The sequence below is a fragment of the Chloroflexus sp. genome, from assembly GCF_034434295.1.
GTDB lineage: Bacteria > Chloroflexota > Chloroflexia > Chloroflexales > Chloroflexaceae > Chloroflexus.
The window spans coordinates 43,241-66,360 of the sequence record NZ_DAOTZQ010000103.1; the positions used below are offsets into that span (position 1 = coordinate 43,241).

Consider the following 23,120-nt stretch of genomic DNA (forward strand, 5'->3'; position numbering starts at 1 on the left):
GTTGTTGCAACACACAGTGATGACTTTAACACGTTACCGGCGATCTGTCTACTGTGACTAACGGAAACATCTTCATGCTGTTGAAGGCGAGAGCGCTATCATGTCTCCCCTGATTTAGGAAGCGAGTATGCGAGAGATAGGGCTTGGAAGAGCTATGAACGCCCTCACCCCTGGCCCCTCGCCCGCTGCGCGGGCGAGGGGAGCGCAGAAGCCTGTACCAGGGCTTCCTGATGTGGTAGGCGTTGTGCTGGTTTTATTCTGTCCGTCCGAACCCAGCGCAGGGAGTAGAGGTGGTGTCTAAACCGGCCCCTACGAAACCCGCCCATCTGTATCATGCCGGTGCCCCCACGGATCGCCGCCAATGGGACGAATAGTCACAGAGCACCACATATCCGGTGCCAGGCAGTGATGCATCGTATCACGCAAGATTTGATAAAAAGGCGATGCGCCGGCAGCACGTTGCGCTTCATCAAACCCTATTCCTCTACGATCTCCTCGCTCTGACAGTATTTGACAAGACAAAATCTTTTATAATACCAACAGCATACACTTCGTCACGGAGATCATCGCATGGAACAGTCTATTCTCGACCACGCCGTCGCCACTCGCCGGATTATCGGGGCGCTCTTCGTGACCCAGAGTCTGGCATCAGCGGCATTTATTGCCAATATCGCCGTTAATGCGATAGTTGGCGCTCAACTGAGCGGCAACGACGCTCTGGCTGGCCTACCGGCAACGCTCATGCTGGCGGGAGCTGCACTGTCGGCGTATCCGGCCGGACGGGCGATGCAGCGTTTTGGTCGACGTCCGGGATTGACGGTTGGGATGCTGTTGGGATTAGTCGGCATGCTGATCGACGGGGTAGCGGTGATTAGCCACTCCTTCTGGCTCTTTCTGGTTGGTCTGTTTCTGGTTGGTATGGCACGCGGTATTACCGATCAGAGCCGGTATGCGGCAGCCGATGCCGTGCTCCCTGCCCGGCGGGCGGGAGCCATCAGCACCGTGGTCTTCGCGGGAACGATTGGTGCCGTTGGTGGGCCATTGCTGGTAGGACCGCTTGGCCGGATCGCAGCAGCAGGTGGCTTGCCAGACTTGACCGGACCAATGTTTGGGGGTGCGCTGCTCTTTGCACTGGCTGCCCTCATTCTGTTCGTCTTTTTGCGCCCTGATCCACGGGTGCTGGCAATGCAACAGGCGAATCAGTCGCCCCATGCCACAATAGCGCCACTAACGGCAACCCGCTCATTACCCACCATCTTGCGCGTACCACTGGTGAGAGCCGGATTGATCAGTATGGTATTGGGACAGTTCGTCATGGTACTGGTGATGAGCGTCACCTCACTGCACATGAGTCATCATCATCACGGGCTTGACAGCATCTCGCTGGTAATCGGCGCCCATACATTCGGGATGTTTGGCCTGTCGATGATCACCGGGCGGATTGCAGACCGGTTAGGTCGGCCATTAACCATCATTGCAGGCGCCTTTTTGCTGATCGTTGGTGCACTCATTGCGCCAGCTTCACTGCTCACACCCTGGCTGGCGTTGGGATTGTTTCTGGTTGGATTGGGGTGGAACTTTTGCTACATTGCCGGTTCATCCCTGCTGGCTGACGCCATCACGCCTGGTGAACGGGGCGCGGTACAGGGTGCCAGTGACCTGCTGGTTAATCTTGGTTCGGCACTGGGCAGCCTGAGTAGCGGTTTTATTCTGGCCGGCTTCGGGTATCTGGTGCTCTGTATCATTGGAGCTGTCTTCAGCTTAGCTCCCTTGAGTGCCGCACTCTGGTGGGGGCAATCATCACGCCAGGTTGTAACAGGGGCTGATTAACCATGAACACACGACGCTTTCCTACCTTCTGGGATGCCATACGACAACCACCAGCGCACACGATGCTCTGTCGCTTGCGCCGCATCCATCACGAACCTGATAGCCGGCGCAGTCCATTACTGTTGCTACACGGTTTTCCCGATTCTGAGCACATGTACGATGACTACGTGACACCGGCGGAACGATGCCAGGATTGGCTGCGCGGGCGAAGTATATACGCGATTGCACTACCAAATCGACGGACAAATCCAAACTGGCCATCATTATCCGATCTCTGGCAGCGCCGCCTCGAACGTGAGGTGACAGCTCTGATCGACATTGTCGCTGCCACCAGCCCAACCGGCAACGTTGTGATTATCGCTCACGATTGGGGAGCAACGTTTGTCTGGGCATATGTTCGACAGCGTCCCGATGTGCCGATTGAGCGCATGGTGGCCCTTTCAGTCGGGTCATCGTTTCGTTACGATTTTGGTGAACACGGTATTGGTGCGTTGGGGTGGTTGTACGGTGTGCTGTTTGGGTTGCCATACTATCTGCCACCGGCACGTTTTTTTGTAGCCGCGATGCTCATGCTTAGTGGGTATCGAGCGCCGGATGCACACAATGCGGCCTACGATAGCTTTCACTACTGGGATTGGCCATTAACGCTGCTACGCCTGCCATTACGGTTGGCGGGTTATGGACAGCAACTACCATTCATCGATATTCGTTTTCCGGTTCTGTTCATACGCTGCCCCCTTGATCGAATCGCCACAACAGCCGGTTTTGAAGAGGCATTACGGCAACGAGCAGATTGCATCGTGCACATGACCGCCAATCCACACTGGTTTCCTGAACAACGTTCGGCAGAGGTGTTGGAGTTCGTGCGATCATTTCTGGCCGGGTAAGCTGATGCCTTACGTAGGATTTGATGACTCGCCACACCAGAACACGAAATGGTATGATAGTAGTGGCAAGAAACACCTGATCCGTTGTATGCTTGACAGCATAGTTATTGGACAACGAAGCAGAGTGGCATGGTGGAAGTAGGTAACGTCGTTGGTCAGGCAAGCTGTGATGACTGCATTCGGGTTGCAGCTATTGACCCCTTGATCCCATTCCTCGGATGTTGTCAACACATATCTCTACATTCAGCAGTGGATAAACAACATTATGCAATTGTGGAACTGGTTACTGGCAATACCTCATCCTGATCCAGAAACACGGCGGCGTGGCCAAAATTTAACCATCGTTGGTCTGGGACTGGCCACTATGTCGGTGCTGTCAATTCCATTGGTGCTCATTCAGCCCGATCCACTTCCCCAACTGATCGCCAACCTGATCGGCCTGGGACTCCTGATAGGGGTTCTGGGCATTGCCCGGTTTGGGTTGATTAATCTGGCGGCCAGTGCCATGGTTGCACTGTTGGTAATCAGCTCTGCCATCATTCCCTTCGGTACCGGCCAGATTGGCCTGGTACCTATTTTTGCGTTGGTTGCAGTCATCACAGCTACCGTCATCGGGCAAGAGCATCACGTTGTTTTTGCGGTCGTGTTCGGGATTGCCGGTATGGCAGGGCAGTGGCTTGGAGTGTCAGGCCGACCACAAGTGGCACCATCGGCGGGAGAAATTATCATCGTTGGCATACTTCTCTCGCTGGTCTTTGGATTAATTGGGGGCATTGGCACTCGCAGTGTGCGGCGGGCAATCGAACTGGCACAACAGGCTCAATCTCAGGCCGAAAGCCTGGCCCGTCAGTTGAGCCAGGTTAATCAGGCACTAGAGCTGCGTGTGGCCGAACGAACAGCGGCCTTGCAGACGGCATTGGCAGAAAGCGAACAACGCCAGGCAGCGCTCACGGCTGCGTTGCAGGAAAATGAGCGACAACGGCGAGAAATACAGGCGCTGAGTGTGCCGATTTTAGCCGTTCGCCATGACATGTTGGTGATACCGCTGATCGGTGCACTCGATGGCGAACGGCTGTCACTTGCGCAACAACGTGCACTCAGCGCCATTGAACAGCAGCGCACCCGTTTCCTGCTGGTCGATGTAACCGGTGTGCCGTTCATTGATCAGACGGCTGCTGATGGATTGATTGTTCTGGCACGCAGTGTACGCCTCCTCGGTGCACGCCTGTACTTGATTGGCATTAGTCCTGATGTTGCGCAGACGATGATCGGATTGGGGATCGATTTGCATGAGATTGGGGTCGCTCGTGATCTTCGTGATGCGATTATGCGTCTGTAACACCGATACTACAATGACCGGTACAACTCAAGATGCGCAGCGGCAATATTCTGCCAGTCAAAGCGGCGGGCAGCCTGTCGAGCTGCTTCACTCAGCCGAAGTCGGGCATTGGGATTGCTGAGCAGAGAGATAATCGCCGTTTTTAACGACTCAGGGTAGGCAGCGGCAAAATGGACAACACCGGTCAAAGCAGCCGCGGTTGCCGGTGAAGCAGGTGGCGTGGTGATAACAGCACAGCCATGGGCCAGGGCGGCGAGCAGGCTACCGCGACGTAAAGAAGCGCCATCGCGAAAAGGAAGCACGATCAGGTCGCAGGCATTCAAGTACGCCGAAACCCGTTCAGCAGCAACGTGGCCGGTAATGAGTACTCGATCCCGTAACGCCAGCGTCTCAAGACGTTGCTGGATAGTTCTGGCGTACACCCGATCAGTCGGTGAGGTGGCAGCCCCCCCGATGATCAGCAAACGCCAGGCAGACTGATCGGCAATCAGATCAATTAGCAGATCGATCCCTTTACCCGGCGATAAGAGACCAAAATAGCCAATTAATGGTATCTCGTCAGGAACACCCAGATCGGCACGCCAGATAGATCGATCATACCCCTCTGGTAACACAGGATCAATATTGGCTCCTATTGGGATCAGGTGCGGTCTCACTCGCGCTGCCCGCAATGTCGTCTCGTCTTCAGGGTTAGTGACAATCACCGCTCGCGCTGTACGGGCCGGGAGCATGGTTACCCATTCACGCACCACACCCGCTTTGGGAAAGAGGTATGGTGGCAACAGATCGTGATAGGTAATAGCCGTTGGCAAACGGGAGCGCCGCAGAAGTAGTGGCAAGAGGTTCACCCCAATCTTCATCTGATAGGCACCGGTCTGATACTGGATATGACACCAGTCAGGGCGCACTTGGCGTACCAGTCTGGTCAGCCCACCAAGCGAAGCAAGCCCCCAACCGGCCCGACCCGCCGGTGCTGGTAGCGCCCGCTCCCCAGTAGTCGTTACCTGCCAAAGCTGCCACTTGCGTTTGACGACTGTTAAAACGAGAGCCTCGTGTCCGTTACGAACCAGCGTCTGCCCCAACCGCTGGGTATAATCGCCAACCCCGCCCGGCTGCGGTGGATACTCACCGGTGATGAACAGAATGCGCATCTCACTGCTCTCCTCGTAAACGCACCGTCTGGCATACAATACCATAAACCGGGAATAACATTGTTTTCGCAGTCGCGAAGAGTGGCAGAAAACGCGCTTTATTGCGAGTGATCTCCCGGTACAGGTTAGCGGTTGAACAACCCACCCCTTGCTGTGATCGTCGCCTGTAATGTGACTTTGTCACTGATCGCCGATTGACTATGTGCTATCCTGCCATCAGAAACACCAGTATGCAGGAGTAAGGAGGAGACAATGACACCGAATATGGGGAATATTGATCGCATTGTACGTGTTGTGGTGGCACTGTTGGTAACGGTACTGATTGTCACTAATGTTTTGTCAGGTATCTGGGCCTGGATCGCCGGCATTCTGGCAGTGGTCTTTCTCGCCACTAGCGCCATTGGGTTCTGTCCGCTCTATTTGCCGTTCCGCATCAAAACCCGCTAATGCAGACGAGTCGCGGCAGCTAACCCTGTTGGCAAGAGAAACGATCAGTGGGAAAGGGCACAACACAGCGTGCCCTTTCTGTTTGTATGCAGCAACGGTACGCTGTGTTCCTGTATCCAGTGTGCAGTGGCGGCAATGGTGTCTGGGAAGGCAACGGTATTCCGTTATCTTCCTGGTATGGAGGTTGCCTGGCTGACGTTCGTTCTATTCACGCTGTCCACGCTCACTCGTCTGGCTTCACAATTCGTCAGCGTACCGGCTATTACCGGTATCCGGGCTGTATCGCGGCATCCGCAGATACATCCAGATAGGCGAGACGGTGACCAAATGGTGCATCAGCCCTGCTTCCTACCTCTTCCTGGCAATCTGGTAGTGAATCTTCATAATCCTCTTGCAGCCTCTCTACAAGTTCTTCACAATCTCCCCGCATAATCGTAAGCGTAAGAACACAACAACTCACGAGGAGATCACCTTATGAAACAGATGAAGCAAAATCTGACGAATTTTCTGATCGATGGTGCAATGTTTCTGGCCTTTCTGATTGCGACGGCACCACGCTTCAGCGGATTAGCGATCCACGAGTGGTTGAGTCTGGCGCTGGCAGCAACCATCGTCACCCATCTGTTGTTGCACTGGCAGTGGATTATCGCGATTGGTAAACGCTTCTTTGCCAAAACAACATGGCGCTCGCGGTTGAATTATCTGCTGAATGCACTGCTGTTTGTTGCCTTCACTGTCACCATTGCCACCGGTATCCTGATCTCACGAGAGGCATTGCCGTTCTTTGGCCTCACGATGACACGTGACCGTACATTGGAACTGCTGCATCATCAGGCATCTGATCTCACTGTGCTGCTGTTGGGATTGCACGTGGCAATCCACTGGAGCTGGATTGTAGGAATGGTACGCCGAATCCTGCCACAGCGACGGTCATTACGCAAGCCGGTTGTTGCCATGAATCGGCTTGAGGAGGTACAACAATGAAATTGCTGGGTCGCATTCTGATAATCCTGGGGATCGCCTGGTTGATCGTGCTGGGGATGAACTGGCTCGTTGACCAACATCGCCTTCCTGTCAATAGCAGTACATTCCCAGCACAGTTTGCCGGTGATGAGTTTGGCGAAGAGTTCAGGTTGACTGAGCGTGGCGAAGGGTTGAGGAGAGTGGAGCGTGGAGACGGTGAGTTTGGTGGTCGCGGTGAGCATATCGCCGAAGCTCCATCACCGGCCAACGCAGGCGACCTGCTCGATACGCTGGTTAAGATCGGCATTATCACCGTGATTGTGGTAGCGATTGATCAGGTCATTCGGTTCTTTCAGCACCGTTTACGACGGCAGGCAGCACCGGCAATATGATCATACGCCAGCATTCTTATTGCAGGGTGAAGGGTCAGCCTTCACCCGCTTTTCTTCAGAGTTGCCAGTGGACAATGCAAAACGAGCCGCTTGAAAGCGTAGAAGACCGCCAATCCGGTGCATGACTCCGCCGGTGAAGGTAAGAGCGGCTTCGATCCTCTGCACGACAAGGTGAGCAGAACAAAGCAGCGACACGCAATAACGTCCGGTGCAGTATTCAGTGATTCTACTGCGTCATCCCGGTGCGCAGGCGTTGCCAGACACCAACCGGATAGCCAGCCATCTTGGCGAGATCGCCGGCCAGGCGAATGAATGGAACCAGGATCAACGCGAATAATTGCTCACCAACCGACCGGCCACGCAGGCGTACCCAGAGCCGTCGGTAAGGGCCACGAGTATAGGCGGCTACTCCCAATCCAATCAAAAATCCTATCGGAACTCGTAGCTGAGGTCTGGTCAAAGCCACAGTCAGTAACGTACTGAGGGTGGCGTAAACGGTGTAGCGAAGCGCATGGCGCAGTGGCCACAGGCCGGCCCGTCCATCGCCGCGTGCATAGGTGTAGTACTGGCGGAGGAAGGCACGCAGGGTTGGCCGGGGAGCAAAGTGGACAACGGCTGAGGGGACAAAGGTGCGCCGAAAACCGGCCTGCTCGACTGCCAGATCGAAGAGCAGGTCTTCGCAATGACTGGCCCATTCGGGAAAGCCGCCGACCGCTTCCCAGACCTCTTTGCGAAAGGCCATTGACTTGCCAAACGGTAGGAAGGTTGCCGGATCGATCTCGCGACTGCGCCGGTAATTCGTCTCACCCAGCGCCAGGGCAAACAGGGAGCGAGGCGTGGGATGGAAGAACCCTCCCACCAGATCGGCTTCACCAGCTTCAATTGGGGCCACAATCCGGGCCAGCCAGTACGGATCAAGAATCAGATCGGCGTCGGTACTGGCAATAATCTGACCACGGGCATGCCGGATCGCGTTATTGCGCCCAGAAGAGATATTATGACCACCGCGCACCAGACGAATCTGCGGATACCGCGCTGCGTAAGCGGCCACGATGGCCGGCGTCTCATCGACGCTCTGACAATCGTTGATCACTATCTCGTCGGCAGCGCGGGTTTGGGCGATCATCGAGTCGAGCAGCGCCGCAATGTTGTCTGCCTCGTCACGCACTGTGCAGATGATGGAAACAGTGGTTGCCATAGCCTTCAGGAATTAAAACATTCTGGTACAATACTGTAGATACATCGGTACCCCATACAAGCGTATTGTACCAGACGAGGTTGTCATGTCGAACGAGCATGGATTTGAGCTGCTACGCGACGAGTTTATTCCCGAACTCAACACGCGCGCCCGCCTGTATCGCCACATAAAGACCGGCGCTGAACTCCTTTCGCTCGAAAACGATGATGAAAATAAGTGCTTTGGGATTACCTTCCGCACGCCACCACGTGACTCAACCGGGATTGCCCATATCCTGGAGCATTCGGTGCTCTGCGGTTCGCGCAAGTATCCGGTGAAAGACCCCTTCTTTACGCTGGTGAAGGGATCGGTACATACCTTTCTGAATGCGATCACCTTCCCCGACAAGACTGCGTATCCGGTCGCGAGTACCAATCTGAAAGACTTCTACAATCTGGTTGATGTCTATCTCGATGCAGTCTTCTTTCCGCGCATTACCCCTGAAATTCTCAAGCAAGAGGGCTGGCACTTTGAATTACCGGCAGCTGATGCGCCGATCACCATCAAAGGGGTGGTGTATAACGAGATGAAAGGGGCATATTCATCACCTGATGGGATGCTCTACCGCTATTCGCAGCAGTCACTCTTCCCCGATACCACCTATGGCTACTCATCAGGTGGCGACCCGTTGGTCATTCCCGATTTGACCTACGAAGCCTTTAAACGGTTTCACGAGACCCTGTACCATCCCTCGAATGCACGTATCTTCTTCTACGGTGATGATCCGCCGGCAGAGCGGCTGCGCAAACTCGATGAGTATCTCAGCCAGTTCGAGCCGATTACACCACCATCGCAGATCGAGAAGCAAGAGCGCTTCACCGCGCCGCGCACCTTTGAATACACCTTCAGCGCTGCCGATAACGAGCAGCAGAAGGGTATGGTGATGGTCAACTGGCTAATTGACGATAATCGCGATCCGACGCAGTTGATGGCGCGTGAGCTGCTGAGCTATATGTTGTTGGGGAATGCCGCCGCTCCCTTGCGCAAAGCCCTGATCGATTCGGGGCTGGGTGAAGAGGTGATCGGCGGGTACGAGAGTGATCTCCTGCAACACACCTTCTCGGTCGGTATGAAAGGGATCGATCCGGCGAACGCCGAACAGGTCGAGGCGCTCATTTTGCGTACACTCAACGAACTGGCTGAACATGGGTTTGATCCGGAGACCATTGCGGCGGCGTTTAACACCTTCGAGTTCAGTCTGCGCGAGAATAACACCGGCAGCTTTCCGCGTGGCCTGGTGTTGATGATGCGAGCGCTGAGCACTTGGCTGTACGACGATGATCCAATTGCGCCGTTGCGCTTCGAAGCACCTCTGGCAGCGGTGCGCGCAGCAGTTACCAACGGTGAACGTCTGTTTGAGCGTCTAATCCGCGAATTACTGCTCGATAATCCGCACCGCACCAGAGTTACGCTGCGCCCCGATCCTGAATACGCCGCCCGGCTGGCTGCTGCCGAGCAGGCCCGGATCGAGGCGTTTGCGGCCACGCTCGATGCTGAGAAGCGGGCGGCACTGATTGCTGAGACCAAGGCCCTGGCGGAATGGCAACAAACTCCTGATCCACCGGAGGCGCTGGCCACAATTCCGACCCTGCACCTGACCGATCTCGACCGCCAGGTGAAGCGCATTCCAACCGATATCGACGAGATGGATGGCGTACCGCTGCTGCGGCATCCTCTCTTCACAAATGGCATTGTGTATCTCGATCTGGCCTTTGACTTGCGGGCACTACCACCACAGCTCTTACCGTATGTTCCACTCTTTGCCCGTGCACTCACCGAAATGGGTACCGCAACCTCCGATTTTGTGCGGCTGTTGCAGCGAATTGGCCGTGAGACCGGTGGTATCTCGGCGGCGACTATGACGGCAACCGACGTAGTGACGGCAACGCCGGTAGGTCGCCTGGTGGTGCGGGGCAAGAGTACGCTGGCCCAAACGACAGAGCTGATCAAGCTGTTGCAGGAGATTCTGCTGACTGTAAAGCTTGACAATCAAGAACGCTTCCGTCAGATCGTGTTGCGTGCCCGCGCAAACAAAGAATCGTCGCTGGTGCCAGCCGGCAATGCTTACGCCCGACAACGGCTTGCGGCCCGGTTCTCTCCCGCTGAGTGGGCCGATGAACAAATGGGGGGCATTTCGGCCATCTTCTTCCTACGCGAACTCGAACAACGGATTCAGCAGGATTGGCCGGGGGTGCTGGCCGATCTGGAAACGGTGCGCACTTCACTGATCAACCGGCGGGGGCTGGTGGTCAATCTCACGCTCGACGCTGATGGTCAGAAGACCGTGTTGCCGCTGCTGCACGAGCTGATAGCCGGTTTGCCAGATCAGCCATACTCGCCGGCATCGTGGCCGACCAGCCGTATTGATGATGGCGAAGGGTTGATCATTCCTGCCCAGGTGAACTACGTCGCCAAGGGGGTCAACCTGCATGCCCACGGCATCCGGCCGAGCGGTGCGGCGATGGTTGTCTTACGCCATCTCCGGATCGATTATCTGCTAGACCAGATTCGGATTCAGGGTGGTGCCTATGGTGCCAGTGGCAACTACGACCGCAGCACCGGCCTGTTCATCACCACATCCTACCGCGACCCCAACCTGCTTCGCACGCTGGATGTATACGATGAAATGGCAACGTACCTGCAAACCATCGCTCTTGATCCAACAACCGTTGAACGGGCGATTATCGGCACTATCGGCGACATGGATGCCTATCAGTTGCCGGATGCCAAAGGTTACACAGCGCTGGTACGCTACCTCACCAGTGTCAGCGACGAATATCGCCAGCAGATACGCGATCAAGTGCTGGCAACGTCGCCAGCCGATTTCGTAGCATTTGCCGAAGCGGCAGCAGCCTTACGCGATCATGGTCAGGTGGCGGTACTCGGCCCGGCAGAGTCTATCGAGGCCGCCAATCGCGAACGGCCTGGGTTGCTCAAACCGGTGAAGGTGCTGTAGTGCCTGGCAGGGTATCCCTGCCCGACTGACGTGGGTCGGGCAGGGATACCTGATGCTATTTGCCGGTGATGCCTGGAAATGAGGATGCTATGACGTTCAACGATCCCTCCAGTTCCATCGGAACGCTGGCTTACGAAGCAACTATTGCCGATCTCCAGGCGGCAATGACAGCCGGTACCCTTACAGCAGAAGCGCTCACAATGGCCTGCCTGGAGCGGATCAATGCGCTGAATCGGGCCGGGCCGTGTCTGAATGCGCTGATCGAAGTCAGTCCAGGCGCCCTCGAAACCGCGATTACCCTCGATGCTGAACGTGACGTGCACGGCCCGCGCAGTCCGCTCCACGGCATTCCAATAGTGCTCAAGGACAACATCGATACGCTTGACGACACTGCCACGACTGCCGGTTCCCTGGCCCTGATCGGCTCGCGACCGGCTGCTGAAGCAACGGTTGCCGCCCGTCTGCGAGCTGCTGGTGCCGTGCTGTTGGGTAAAGCTAACTTGAGCGAATGGGCGAATTTCCGCAGTACCAGCTCATCAAGTGGCTGGAGTGCGCGGGGAGGTCAGGCACGCAACCCCTATGTGCTGAGCCGGAGTCCGTGTGGTTCCAGTTCGGGGTCGGCCATTGCGGTGGCAGCCAGTATGTGTGTAGCGGCGATTGGTACCGAAACCGATGGTTCTATTTCGTGCCCATCGGCGATGTGTGGTGTGGTAGGAATTAAACCGACGGTTGGACTGACCAGCCGCGCCGGTGTGATTCCAATCAGCTCCACCCAGGACACCGTCGGCCCGCACGCCCGTTGTGTGGCCGACGCTGCCACGGTGCTGGGGATCATTGCCGGCCCTGACCCGCTCGATCCGGCGACCGTAGCCGCTGCCGGACACGTTCGCCCGGACTACCGCACCTGTCTTCAGGCCGACGCTTTGCGTGGCGCACGGATCGGGGTGTTGCGCAGTGATCGCTTCGCCGGCTTTGGCCGCCACGTTGAACAGGCATTTGCGACAGCACTGACCGCAATGCGCGACGCCGGTGCTCACGTGGTTGATCCTGTGACATTTCCTGATGAGTTGCTGGCATTTAATGAAGCCGAATTAACGGTTCTGCTGTACGAATTCAAAGCCACGCTCAACCACTACCTTGCCAGCCGCGTGCCTGACCCGCAGGCAGCCACCCCTGCGCCACGTTCGTTAGAGGAATTGATCGCCTTTAACGAACAACATGCCGAACACGAGTTACGCTTCTTCGGTCAGGAACTGCTTGTCCAGGCCGCAGCCGTTGGCGACCTCGATGATCCAGCGTATCAACAGGCCCTGGCCGCCAGTCGTGATGCTACTCGTCAGGCACTCGATACCCTGCTCTACGAACAGCAGATCGATGCCTTGGTCGCGCCGGCAACTGGTCTGGCCTGGCCGATTGATTTGATCGGCGGAGATCGCTACCCCGGCGGGAGCAGTTCGCTCGCGGCACGAGCCGGCTATCCAATGGTGACGGTGCCGGCAGGTATGGCATTCGGTCTACCAATCGCAATTAATTTCATCGGCACCGCATGGTCTGAACCGATGCTGATCCGATTGGCTTACGCTTTCGAGCAGGCAACGAAACTTCGGCAACCACCTGCGTATCGCCAATGGATCGTTGGTGATGAGTAGGAGGTAGGAGATAGGAAATAGGAGGTAGGAGATAGAAGCGAGAGTGCTGCTAGATGACACCCTTCCCGCGTCTCCTCCCCCAGCTGGGGGAGGGCGGGAGCAAGGTGACCGGACGCCATACGGAACACGCCATTCCCTACTCCCCACTCCCCGAAGGGAGCGGAGCAGTGCTTTTGTAGATGCACCACAGAGACACGGCGGACACAGCCCTGCCTGCGCTCGCCGATTCTGGACACCCTTCCCGCGTCTCCTCCCCCCAGCGGGGGGAGGTCGGGAGGGGGGCGGGAGCAAGGTGACCGGACGCTATACGGAACACGCCATTCCCTACTCCCCCCACACATGCGTCGGCGTGGACCTGCTATTTTCAGCGCATTTCAGCGCACCTCAAACACCTCTTTGTCAACTAGCTCGACCTCAACCGGGTATTGACCGGTGAAGCAGCCGGTGCAGAAGGTAGAAGGATCGCGTCCGGTCGAGCGAATCAAGCCTTCGAGGCTCAGGTAGGCCAGGCTGTCGGCACCGAGATGCTGGCGAATGCCCTCAATGGTCAAACGATGGGCAATCAGCTCAGGATAGGTTGCCATATCGACGCCGAGGAAGCAGGGATGGCGAATGGGTGGTGACGAGACGCGCACGTGAACCTCGTGCGCACCGGCCTCACGCAGCAGACGCACGATTGGCCCACTGGTATTGCCCCGCACGATACTATCATCAACCAACACCACCCGTTTGCCGGCCAGATTATCGGTCAGGGCGTTGAATTTGAGCGCAATACCAAGTTGACGCAATCGATCATCAGGCTGAATGAACGTTCGTCCGATGTAGCGGTTTTTAATCAACCCTTCCGAGTAGGGGATACCCGACTCCTGCGCATAACCGATTGCTGCCGGCGTTGCGCTGTCGGGAACCGCGATCACAATATCGGCATCGCATGGCGCTTCACGGGCCAGTTCCCGCCCCTGAGCGACCCGAATGGCGTGCAGAACCGTTCCGTGCAGCATACTGTCGGGGCGTGCAAAATAGATGTACTCGAACAGACAGGCAGCCGGGTGCAGGGACGGTTGATGCGAGACAGTTTGGGGACCGTCAAGCGTAATTTTGACAATTTCACCCGGCTCAATCTCACGCACGAACTCTGCGCCAATCGTCCCCAAAGCACAGCTTTCTGAAGCCACCACCCAACCATTGTCACTGAGCTGACCCAGGCAGAGCGGGTGTAACCCCCACGGATCACGCACCGCGTAGAGCGCATCGCGCGTCAGTACGGTGAGGCAGTACGCACCCTGGGCCCGCACCATAAAGACCTTGAGCTTCTCTTCCCAGGTACGCCCTTCGCCGCCAGCCAGCATCTGCGTAATAACTTCGCTATCGCTGCTGCTGGTCAGACCGACGCCACGCTGCAACAACTCACGCCGAAGTGCGGCAGCATTGGTCAGATTACCGTTGTGACCAACCGCCAGTGGCCCTAATGCACTCTCGACAACGAACGGCTGGGCGTTTTCGAGCTTTGATGAACCGGTGGTTGAATAGCGCGTATGCCCAATCGCCATATAACCGCTGAGCGGACGCAACTTCTCTTCATCAAACACTTGCGCCACTAAGCCCATGTTTTTGTAGTAACGAATGCTCCGCCCATTGCTCACCGCGATACCGGCACTCTCTTGACCACGATGCTGAAGCGCGTAGAGACCGAAAAAGGTGAGGCGCGCAACGTCAGCATCGGCAGCGACAATGCCGAAAACACCGCACTCATGACCCGGCTTGTCATCAGATACAGTGGGAAGCATACATTGAGCGGCAATGGTATCATTACGATCAGGTACGCCGGGCAGCGATTGATCGTTCATGAGAAGTTATCCTCCTGCGCGCAGATCTGGGGACAGTTTGCATCATTGCTGATTCAAGTATATCACGGATTATGGAACTTTCATTCAACACGACGAAAGAGCAACATCAGCCGTCCTGGGCCACAGGATGCCTTCTGATCGCGATGGTTACCCTTGGGCTGGCTATCAATGGATTTTTGCGCCTGGTCGAAATAGGCGTAGGGCTATTTGGTGCTGATAGCGGTGGTCGCATCATTATCGTCTGGATCAGTCTAGCTATCGGTGCGGCGATGACCGGCATCTGGTTCGGCTTAACCAGCGGTACCTTGCGAGATACGGTCTTGCGCTGGCTGGCCGGATTGCCACTCCCGGCAATCCTGGTCTTAACCAGCCTCCTGCCCTCTGCCGAGAGTCAGTTGCAGATGGTGATCCAGGCAGTGATCTGCCTCTGCTACGCCCTCATCATCACCCGACTTACCCGTTGCTCTCCCTGGCAATGGGGCTGGTTTCCCGCTGTCATCAGCAGCGGTCTGCTGATGAGCCTGCCATGGCTCGCTATTGGCACACCCGGCTCGTGGCTGGATACCGGTCTGGCGCTGCTGACCGGTGGACTGGTTGGCTGGGTTGGCGGATGCCTGCTGGCATGGCGACCACCGCAGAGCTGGCAACAACCATCTGTTTCAATCACTATCCGGCTGATTGAGGGGGTTGGTATAAGTGTGCTGCTCCTGATACTCAGCCGTGCGCTGGGGGTAAACAGCACCGCACTCCTGTTCATGGTTAGCGCACCGATTGGTGGCTGGCTGCTCCTGACCCTTGGCCGGCACACATCAGTTTCTACAGTCGTCCCAATAACCATTCTCTTCGGGATGTTCTTCTTTGGCGTGCCACTGGCCCTCACCGACTCCGATACCCTGATCACCCTTTTGCTCTTCAGCAGCTTTCCCGAAGGCTTTCATCTCGCGGTACTGGCAGCCATCGGACAGGCATTCCTGGCTCTGATCGCGATTATTCTGGTGCAGTTCGTTCGTAATCCTCGCATTCACGCGGTTGGAGCTGGCGTGATTGCAGTTATCGGGTTAGCGCTGATCATTGGTGGTGGCCGGGCAACACCACAGGGTGATCGCTGGTTTGTGGTGCTGCGCGATCAAGCGGTGTTGAGTGATCTGGCAACCATCACCGATTACAATCAACGGCGAATGGCCGTCTATCAACGACTGACGAACCATGCCTCGACCACCCAGGCCGATCTACGAGCGATGCTCGACCGGATAGGAGTGCGCTATACGCCCTACTACCTCGTCAATGCGCTCGAAGTCGAGGCCGATCTTCCCGTGCGGCTTTGGCTGCAACAATTGCCGGAGGTAGCCGAGGTAATGCCTGCACCGCATCTGCGACCATTGCCGGTCGCACTGTCAACGTCTGTTGGGAATGAACCGCCACCAGATGAAACACCGTGGAATCTGGTCGCTATCGGCGCACCAGAGGTCTGGGCACGTGGCATTCGCGGCGCGGGCATCATAATCGGTCAGGCCGATTCGGGAGTTGATGGCGCACACCCCGAATTACGTGATTCGTATGCCGGTCGGACACCCAATGGTATCGATCACGCCTACCACTGGCTCGATCCCTGGACCAATGCGCCAGCGCCTTACGATGCCAGTGGTCACGGCACCCATACGCTGGCAACAATCCTCGGTAACCGGGTTGGTGTCGCACCCGAAGCAACCTGGATCGGGTGCGTGAATCTGGTGCGCAACCTCGGCAACGCCCCGCGTTATCTCGACTGTATGCAATTCCTCTTCGCTCCGTACCCACCCGCTGGCGATCCCTTCCGCGACGGTGACCCGACGCGAGGGGCGCACACCTTGAACAATTCGTGGGGCTGCCCGGCAGACTTTGAAGGGTGTACACCGAATTCCTTACAACCGGCAGTACAGGCGTTGCGAGCGGCTGGAGTCTTTGTGGTTGCCAGCGCCGGCAACGACGGCCCAACGTGTAGCTCGTTGAATGCACCACTCGCTATCTACGATGATGTGATGACGGTCGGTGCAGTGAATAGCGGAGTCAGCTTGCGCCGTTCAGCAGCGTCGGACCGGTCACCAGCGATGGCAGTTTGCGTCCCAAACCCGATCTGGTCGCGCCGGGAACCAACATCCTCTCGGCCTTTCCCGATCAGAGCTATGCCTATGCCGATGGCACATCGATGGCAGGGCCGCACGTTGCCGGTGCTGTAGCTCTGATCTGGTCGGCCAATCCTGCCCTGATCGGCGATATTGAGACAACGGAACAAATCCTGCGCGAGACGGCCAAACCTTACATCCACAGTGATGGTGATCGGTGTGGGGTCGGCAACGGTGTTGGTGCCGGTCTACTCGATATTGACGCCGCCGTACAGCGAGCACTGACGCGATGACGCAAGCCGTAGACGTGATGCTCTACCTGGAAAGACGCGCCGTCAGGCATGGTCACTGATGGCAAATCCCGACGTGCGGTTACCCATCCCGCCAACGAACGCCACTACCACGCACGGTTGCCGGTATGGTGGGAGAGCGAAGCTGGCGGTCACGGCAGCGATACTGCGGCACAGCAGGGGTTACTGTATGCCCATTGCAAACCAATCATGAGCATCATCCAGCCGGGCACAACACTAAAGACGAAACGTATCGTCATTCCTGCCATTGTGCGGTAGAATGCACCCGGTAACAATGATACGACGACGAGGTGGCGTGTGAACGAAGGGCGTAAATGGTGGGCATTAGCGGCGGTCGGCACCGGTGTACTGGTTTCGACCATTGATGGTTCGATTGTCAATATTGCTCTGAACACACTGGTACAGGCGTTTGCCAGCAATCTGAACGTTGTCGAATGGGTGGTCTTAGGGTACCTGCTGACCCTGGTCTGCACACTCTTGATTATGGGGCGTTTAGGCGACATGTATGGCAAACGCCGGATCTATCTGATCGGATTTGCCCTCTTTACCATCGCCTCGTTGCTCTGCGCCACCGCGCCGTCGATTGCAGCCCTGATCGGCTTCCGGGTTCTACAGGGAATTGGGGCCGCAATGATTCAGGCCGTCGGCCCGGCATTGCTGGTAACTGCCTTCCCCGCCCGTGAACGTGGCATGGCGCTGGGAGCGATTGGCTCCTTCGTCGCTGCCGGTATTCTAATCGGGCCGGCCCTGGGTGGCGTGCTGTTGCAGTACGTCGGCTGGGAAGCGATCTTCTTCGTCAACTTGCCGATTGGTGTGCTGGGCTGGTGGCTCACCATCCGCTCAATCGCACCCGACCATACGACGCGCCCCGGCCAGCGATTTGATCTGATCGGAGCGGCATTAATGGCTGTCACCCTGTTTTGCCTCCTGCTGGGACTAACCGAAGGGCCATTGTGGGGATGGGGTGATAGTCGTGTGATCGGCCTTTTTGCAGCCTCGCTGATCGGTGGCATACTGTTTGTCTGGTGGGAATGGCGTCATCCACAGCCAATGCTGCAATTGCGCATGTTCCGCCGCCTGGCCTTCTCGCTCAATCTGCTGGCTGCGCTGATCCTCTTTCTAGGTATTTCCTTTAACCTGTTGCTGACGCCACTCTTCTTTCAACTGGTATACCGGTTCGATCTCCAGCGTACCGGTTTTATGCTCATGGCTCTCCCCATAGCCCTCTCGCTCACCTCGCCGATCAGTGGGCGGCTCTCAGACCGGTTTGGGCCGCGGGTGTTAACCATCGTCGGATTGCTGGTGACCGGATGTGCCTTGCTGGGATTGAGTATGACCACACCGGTCACACCACCGCTGCAAATGTTGAGTTTTCTGATATTGCTGGGAATTGGTGTGGGCTTATTTCAAAGCCCAAACAACAGCACAGTATTAGGCAATGCCCCGCCAGAGGCATTAGGGGTGGCGAGTGGCTTACTGGCGGTTGTCCGCACCGTCGGACAGACCGGCGGAATTGCCCTGGCCGGTGCGATATGGGCTTCGCAGGTGTTTGCATTGAATGGCGGTCCGGTGACCCCCATCACCGCTGCACCACCACCGATTCTGGCCGGTGGCTACGATATGTCAATGCGCGTTGCCGCGTTGCTGGCCGCAATCGCACTTGTTCCATCGTTGATCGGCGGCTATGCTCTCCAACGTCAAATGGCACCGGCCAGACCGCGGGTTGCCGATTAATATACGTCGATGCAATCTTCACACCTGACACCCTTACCCCTCAACCGGATGCTGCATATATGAACAAAGTGAGTCTGGGATGAGGTGAGGGTACGTAAACACGGGAGATCACTATGCATGATCGTGTGTGGCGTACAGTACGCCCTCTGACCGCGATGATTGGTATCGTGCTATTCTGGTTTGTAATCGGTGGCTTGAGTGGCTGCACAGCAGCACCCATTCTGGGGGAAGTCAGCGCAACCGTCGAACGGTACAATCCGGGTCGCGATACCCCATTAGCGATTAGCTATGAGATTGGGCGATCCGCCCTGGTTGATATCTACATCCTCGATGCTAATGGACAACGGTATGACCTGCGCCGGGCACAGCCACGAGCAGCCGCAAACGATCCATACATCCTGCGCTTTGATGGCAGTGTTCCAACCGACGACCCGCAGGTACTACGCCGATTACTACCACCTGGACAATACACGCTGGTTGTAGCTGCCCGTGCGGCTGATGGCAATGACAGCGATGAACGCCGTCTGCCATTGAGCATCGAAGGCGATGTGATTGCCCCACCCGAAATCGAAAATCTGATGGTCTGGCCACCGGTTATTTCACCCAATGCTGATGCCATAGATGATGTCGCCGAATTTACCTACCGGCTGCCGGTCAGCGCCACCGTCAATATCGAGGTACAGGCACCGAACGGCGAGATCATTCCGGTCGTGACTCGTGAAGAAGAAGGGCCATACGAGCAGCGTCATGTCTGGAATGGCAAACGTCCCAACGGTTCGCTCCTTGAAGCCGGTGTTTACACGTACACGGTACGGGCAGAGGACGGCTTCGGCAATGTGGTACAGCGTCAGGGTCAAATCACCCTTACCGATGTTGGTCAACCCGAAGCGCGGATCGTCTACTCGATGATTGCTCCCCAGCGCGTCATGCTGGGCGAGGTCATTACGGTCACTATCCGGGTACGCAATACCGGCACTGTACCCATCCGCACCTACGGGCCACCGAGCGGTTACGAATACACGACTGATGAAGTCTTCTCTTCGGTTGAAAACGGTATGTATGCTGCGCAAGCCGGTGGTTTCTGGCGAGTGGGCATGGATTGGGACGCCAACAGCGGTGGTGGTCCCAAGCGCTACCCATACCGGTGGGCTATTTCACCGCGTCCGCCTGAAGAGTGGGCACAACCGTTTGTCGAAGATTTTCTGTATCCAGGAGAAGAGGCCGAGATTATTGGCCGAGTGCGTATTTTACAACGTGAAACACGGATGGGATTCTACGTCGGTCTGATTCAAGATGGCGTTGGGTTTTTCCAGGATCGCACCGGACGCACTATTATTGATGTTGGTTTCTAAGACGCAAAAAAACCTGCCCCCTCATTGGCGAAGGGGCAGGTCACGAACCGTTCGACCGGTTTAGCGGTCAGCCACTTTAAAAGTTGCACTACCGATAGAGAGCAGATCACCACTCTGCAAACGTTGACGCGAGCTAATCCGCTGACCGTTGAGCGCAACCAGGGCACTGCCGTCGAGTGGCGCGACAAACCAGCGCTCTAACGCCTGCACAATCTCGGCATGGCGTTCGAGGACTTGCCGGTCATGCAACACAATGTCGCATTGACGGGCACTCCCGATCACCATACTGCGTCGGTTGACCACGATCTGATGCCCGGTTCGCGAACCAGACACACCGATGAGGGTTAATTCCCGACCCATAAAAGCCTCCGATAAACATAACTATTGCGAAACAACCATATGACATTATGATTCTCATCAAAAACTCATTTTGTCAAGAGTGACCTTTGTACCATGTACGCTCGTAGTCTCGTAAGCGACAATAGAAGTTGTTATTGCCGGGTTCAGATGAGGCAAAATCGTTCCAAACAATCCACATATTAATCCGGTTAAGGAGAACAATATGGCGGAGCCAGCAGTACAACGGGTGCGAATCTACTTGAACGGTGAGGATCGGAGCGGAGATCGTCCCCTTTACCAGGTAGTGTTAGCCGAATTGCGCCAGAGTGGGGCAACCGGTGCGACGGTAATTGCAGCCCTGACCGGCTTTGGGCCGCGACGGCAGGTACCTCCCCTTGCCGACCGCCAGCCGGTAGTGATTGAGTGGGTTGATCACGCTGCGCGTATCAAACGCCTGCTCCCGTTAATCGGCGAACTTGCACCCTCAGCGCTCATCACGGTTGAACCGGTCGAGGTTGTTCAGGGCGCTTTACGTCCAGGCGGGCCATTCGGGGCCGACCAGATGGTATCCGATCTGATGCAGGTGCCCTCCAGAACTATTGCGCATAATGCCTCGCTTATTGAGGCCCTAGAGCACTTTGTGACGGCCAGGACAGAGGTACTGCCTGTTATTGACAACAACACGGTGATCGGTGTTATCTCGACCCGTGAGCTGGCGTGGCGGGCGGGGTTACGTCTGGCACCGGAATTGCTCAGAGTACTGGGTCCGGCGGAAGGCACTGCGCTGGTGGCAGCGTTGAAGGGACGAAGCGTAGGCGAGATTGTCAACCGCGAGGTGTGTGGAATTGCGCCGACAACACCGATCCCCCAGGCGCTCACGATGATGATCGAATGGGGCTATACCGAGATACCGGTTGTTGATGATCAGGGCCGCCTGACCGGTATCTTTGGTCAGCGCGAGGTCTTACAGGCCGCAGCCCGAACACTCACCGCCGTCCAGACTTTAGAAGGCGTGCAGGTTCGCATGGTCATGCAGGCCGCTACTGCCCGGATTGCGCTCGGCCAATCACTGGCAACCGCGTTGGCACTGCTGATCACGGCACCCGGTCAACTCTTGTTCGTCGTTGATGAGGCCGGTCGTCTGGTCGGTACCTTACGACTGACCGGTGTCCTCAATCATTTACAGGGTGACGAACGGAATGTCCTACTGGCAGCGATTCAACGTGCGCAACCAACGCCGGCGACGGCACTGCCCGGCGCTCGCCAAACGATAGATACCCTGGTCGAGCCACCTCCATCTACCGTCGCGCTTGATGCCAGCCTCGGCACAGCGGCACAGCAGTTGCTTGACCATAACGCCGAGCGTTTACCGGTCGTTGATCACGATGGTCGACTGTCGGGTATAATCGCACGTGGCGCCCTGATCAGGGCCTTATTACAACAAAGCGAATAGTAGGACTGGTAACCTATGACTGATCGTGTCTTAATTACTGGTGGAGCCGGTTTTCTGGGCATTAACCTGACGCGCTACCTGTTGGCGCGAGGGTATATCGTGCGCTCACTTGATATTGCCCCCTTTGATTACCCCGAACGTAACCAGATTGAAGAGCACACAGGTGACATTCGTGATCGGGCTGCCGTTGATCGGGCGATGAAGGATGTGCGCTTCGTCGTGCACACCGCAGCAGCTCTGCCGCTGTACTCACCGGCTGACATCTTCTCAACCGATATTGATGGTACACGCAACGTCCTCGAATCGGCTCGTGATCAGGGAGTTGAGCGCGTTGTCCACATCTCCTCAACCGCTGTGTATGGTATTCCCGACCATCATCCACTGCTGGAAACCGATCCCCTGAGCGGTGTCGGACCCTACGGCGAAGCGAAAGTTAAAGCTGAAGAGCTGTGCCTCGAATTCCGACGTGCCGGCATGTGCGTGCCCATCCTCCGCCCCAAGTCGTTCGTCGGCCCCGAGCGACTGGGTATTTTCGCGATGCTGTACGACTGGGCAATGGATGGGCGCAACTTCCCACTACCCGGAAACGGCAAGAATCGCTACCAGCTCCTCGATGTTGAAGACCTGTGTGAGGCGATTGTACGCTGTCTGGAGCTTGATCGTGATCGGGTCAACGACACCTTCAACATCGGTGCCAAAGAGTTCGGCACGATCAAAGAAGATTTTCAAGCCGTACTTGATGCCGCTGGTCATGGCAAAAAGATCATCACCTTCCCGGCAGCACCGATGGTGTGGGCACTGGCGATTTTAGAGAAACTGAAGTTGTCGCCGGTGTATAAATGGGCGTATGGCACAGTCACCGAAGACTCCTTCGTATCGGTGGAAAAAGCCGAGCGCGTCCTGGGCTTCACGCCGAAGTATTCCAACAAAGAGGCGCTGGTGCGCAACTTCCAGTGGTACGTCGAACACGCTAACCAGTTTGGTCAGCAAACTGGCGTCTCGCACCGGGTGCCCTGGAGCCAGGGTATTTTGCGGTTTGCGAAGCTGTTTTTCTAATTCGCCTACAGCACATAGCTAACATCCTCAGCAGCCGGAAAACGATGATCGGTCGAGGCGATGCTTACGTCGCCT

17 protein-coding genes and 1 pseudogene are annotated in these 23,120 nt (G+C 56.6%); 14 read left to right on the forward strand and 4 right to left on the reverse strand.

The genetic code is table 11. From position 1 onward, the window contains the following. Window positions 1-570 precede the first annotated feature (570 nt). The 3 genes from VAE57_RS14700 (at window position 571) to VAE57_RS14710 (ending at window position 4,056) form a co-directional block, all read left to right on the forward strand. The gene (locus tag VAE57_RS14700; protein WP_322822618.1) at window positions 571-1,830 is read left to right on the forward strand and encodes an MFS transporter; all 1,260 of its coding nucleotides are present in this window, start codon (window positions 571-573) and stop codon (window positions 1,828-1,830) included. 2 nt (window positions 1,831-1,832) lie between these two features. Then, window positions 1,833-2,717: an alpha/beta hydrolase gene (locus tag VAE57_RS14705; RefSeq protein ID WP_322822619.1), complete on the forward strand. Its 885-nt coding sequence runs from the start codon at window positions 1,833-1,835 to the stop codon at window positions 2,715-2,717. A gap of 265 nt (window positions 2,718-2,982) precedes the next feature. Then, the gene (locus tag VAE57_RS14710) at window positions 2,983-4,056 is read left to right on the forward strand and encodes an STAS domain-containing protein (protein WP_322822620.1); all 1,074 of its coding nucleotides are present in this window, start codon (window positions 2,983-2,985) and stop codon (window positions 4,054-4,056) included. Between the two features lie 8 nt (window positions 4,057-4,064). Here VAE57_RS14710 and VAE57_RS14715 read toward each other — a convergent pair whose 3' ends face one another. Beyond that, window positions 4,065-5,207 carry a glycosyltransferase gene (locus VAE57_RS14715; RefSeq protein WP_322822621.1) on the reverse strand — a complete coding sequence of 381 codons (1,143 nt, stop codon included), beginning with the start codon at window positions 5,205-5,207 and terminating at the stop codon, window positions 4,065-4,067. A 252-nt stretch (window positions 5,208-5,459) separates the two neighbouring features. Between VAE57_RS14715 and VAE57_RS14720 the strand changes: the two genes are divergently transcribed. The 3 genes from VAE57_RS14720 (at window position 5,460) to VAE57_RS14730 (ending at window position 7,009) form a co-directional block, all read left to right on the forward strand. Continuing rightward, on the forward strand, window positions 5,460-5,654 hold the full coding sequence (locus VAE57_RS14720) for a DUF2892 domain-containing protein (protein ID WP_322822622.1): 195 nt from the start codon (window positions 5,460-5,462) through the stop codon (window positions 5,652-5,654). A 474-nt stretch (window positions 5,655-6,128) separates the two neighbouring features. Continuing rightward, complete coding sequence (locus VAE57_RS14725) at window positions 6,129-6,638, forward strand: DUF4405 domain-containing protein (RefSeq protein WP_322822623.1); 510 nt, start codon at window positions 6,129-6,131, stop codon at window positions 6,636-6,638. Continuing rightward, entirely contained in the window at window positions 6,635-7,009 is a 375-nt protein-coding gene (locus VAE57_RS14730; RefSeq protein ID WP_322822624.1) for a hypothetical protein, read from the forward strand. Before VAE57_RS14725 ends, VAE57_RS14730 begins: the two co-directional genes overlap by 4 nt. Before the next feature lie 226 nt (window positions 7,010-7,235). Here the strand turns inward: VAE57_RS14730 and VAE57_RS14735 are convergent, their stop codons facing one another. Continuing rightward, complete coding sequence (locus tag VAE57_RS14735; RefSeq protein ID WP_322822625.1) at window positions 7,236-8,207, reverse strand: glycosyltransferase; 972 nt, start codon at window positions 8,205-8,207, stop codon at window positions 7,236-7,238. A gap of 85 nt (window positions 8,208-8,292) precedes the next feature. Between VAE57_RS14735 and VAE57_RS14740 the strand changes: the two genes are divergently transcribed. Together VAE57_RS14740 and VAE57_RS14745 are read left to right on the forward strand one after the other, a co-directional pair. Then, a complete protein-coding gene (locus VAE57_RS14740; RefSeq protein WP_322822626.1) occupies window positions 8,293-11,202 on the forward strand; it encodes an insulinase family protein in 2,910 nt (969 codons plus the stop codon). Between the two features lie 89 nt (window positions 11,203-11,291). Continuing rightward, window positions 11,292-12,851, forward strand: a complete 1,560-nt coding sequence (locus VAE57_RS14745; RefSeq protein WP_322822627.1) for an amidase — start codon at window positions 11,292-11,294, stop codon at window positions 12,849-12,851. Window positions 12,852-13,225: 374 nt separating this feature from the next. On the opposite strand, the gene purF is transcribed toward VAE57_RS14745, so the two are convergent. After that, window positions 13,226-14,698, reverse strand: a complete 1,473-nt coding sequence (purF, locus tag VAE57_RS14750; protein ID WP_322822628.1) for an amidophosphoribosyltransferase — start codon at window positions 14,696-14,698, stop codon at window positions 13,226-13,228. Between the two features lie 1,355 nt (window positions 14,699-16,053). Here purF and VAE57_RS14755 point away from each other — a divergent pair. The 4 genes and pseudogenes from VAE57_RS14755 (at window position 16,054) to VAE57_RS14770 (ending at window position 20,197) form a co-directional block, all read left to right on the forward strand. Beyond that, a pseudogene (locus VAE57_RS14755) lies at window positions 16,054-17,093 on the forward strand (S8 family serine peptidase). 48 nt (window positions 17,094-17,141) lie between these two features. Continuing rightward, window positions 17,142-17,369, forward strand: coding sequence for a hypothetical protein (locus tag VAE57_RS14760; RefSeq protein WP_322822629.1), 228 nt, complete (start codon window positions 17,142-17,144; stop codon window positions 17,367-17,369). A 39-nt stretch (window positions 17,370-17,408) separates the two neighbouring features. Beyond that, window positions 17,409-18,845 carry an MFS transporter gene (locus tag VAE57_RS14765; protein ID WP_322822630.1) on the forward strand — a complete coding sequence of 479 codons (1,437 nt, stop codon included), beginning with the start codon at window positions 17,409-17,411 and terminating at the stop codon, window positions 18,843-18,845. A gap of 113 nt (window positions 18,846-18,958) precedes the next feature. Further along, window positions 18,959-20,197 (forward strand): hypothetical protein, encoded by a 1,239-nt coding sequence (locus tag VAE57_RS14770; RefSeq protein ID WP_322822631.1) that lies wholly within the window; start codon window positions 18,959-18,961, stop codon window positions 20,195-20,197. Between the two features lie 60 nt (window positions 20,198-20,257). On the opposite strand, the gene VAE57_RS14775 is transcribed toward VAE57_RS14770, so the two are convergent. Beyond that, window positions 20,258-20,557: an FHA domain-containing protein gene (locus tag VAE57_RS14775; protein WP_322822632.1), complete on the reverse strand. Its 300-nt coding sequence runs from the start codon at window positions 20,555-20,557 to the stop codon at window positions 20,258-20,260. 202 nt (window positions 20,558-20,759) lie between these two features. Between VAE57_RS14775 and VAE57_RS14780 the strand changes: the two genes are divergently transcribed. Both VAE57_RS14780 and VAE57_RS14785 read left to right on the forward strand, forming a co-directional pair. Then, window positions 20,760-21,989: a DUF190 domain-containing protein gene (locus VAE57_RS14780; RefSeq protein WP_322822633.1), complete on the forward strand. Its 1,230-nt coding sequence runs from the start codon at window positions 20,760-20,762 to the stop codon at window positions 21,987-21,989. A 15-nt stretch (window positions 21,990-22,004) separates the two neighbouring features. Next, on the forward strand, window positions 22,005-23,045 hold the full coding sequence (locus VAE57_RS14785) for an NAD(P)-dependent oxidoreductase (RefSeq protein WP_322822634.1): 1,041 nt from the start codon (window positions 22,005-22,007) through the stop codon (window positions 23,043-23,045). The last annotated feature ends 75 nt before the right edge of the window (window positions 23,046-23,120 follow it).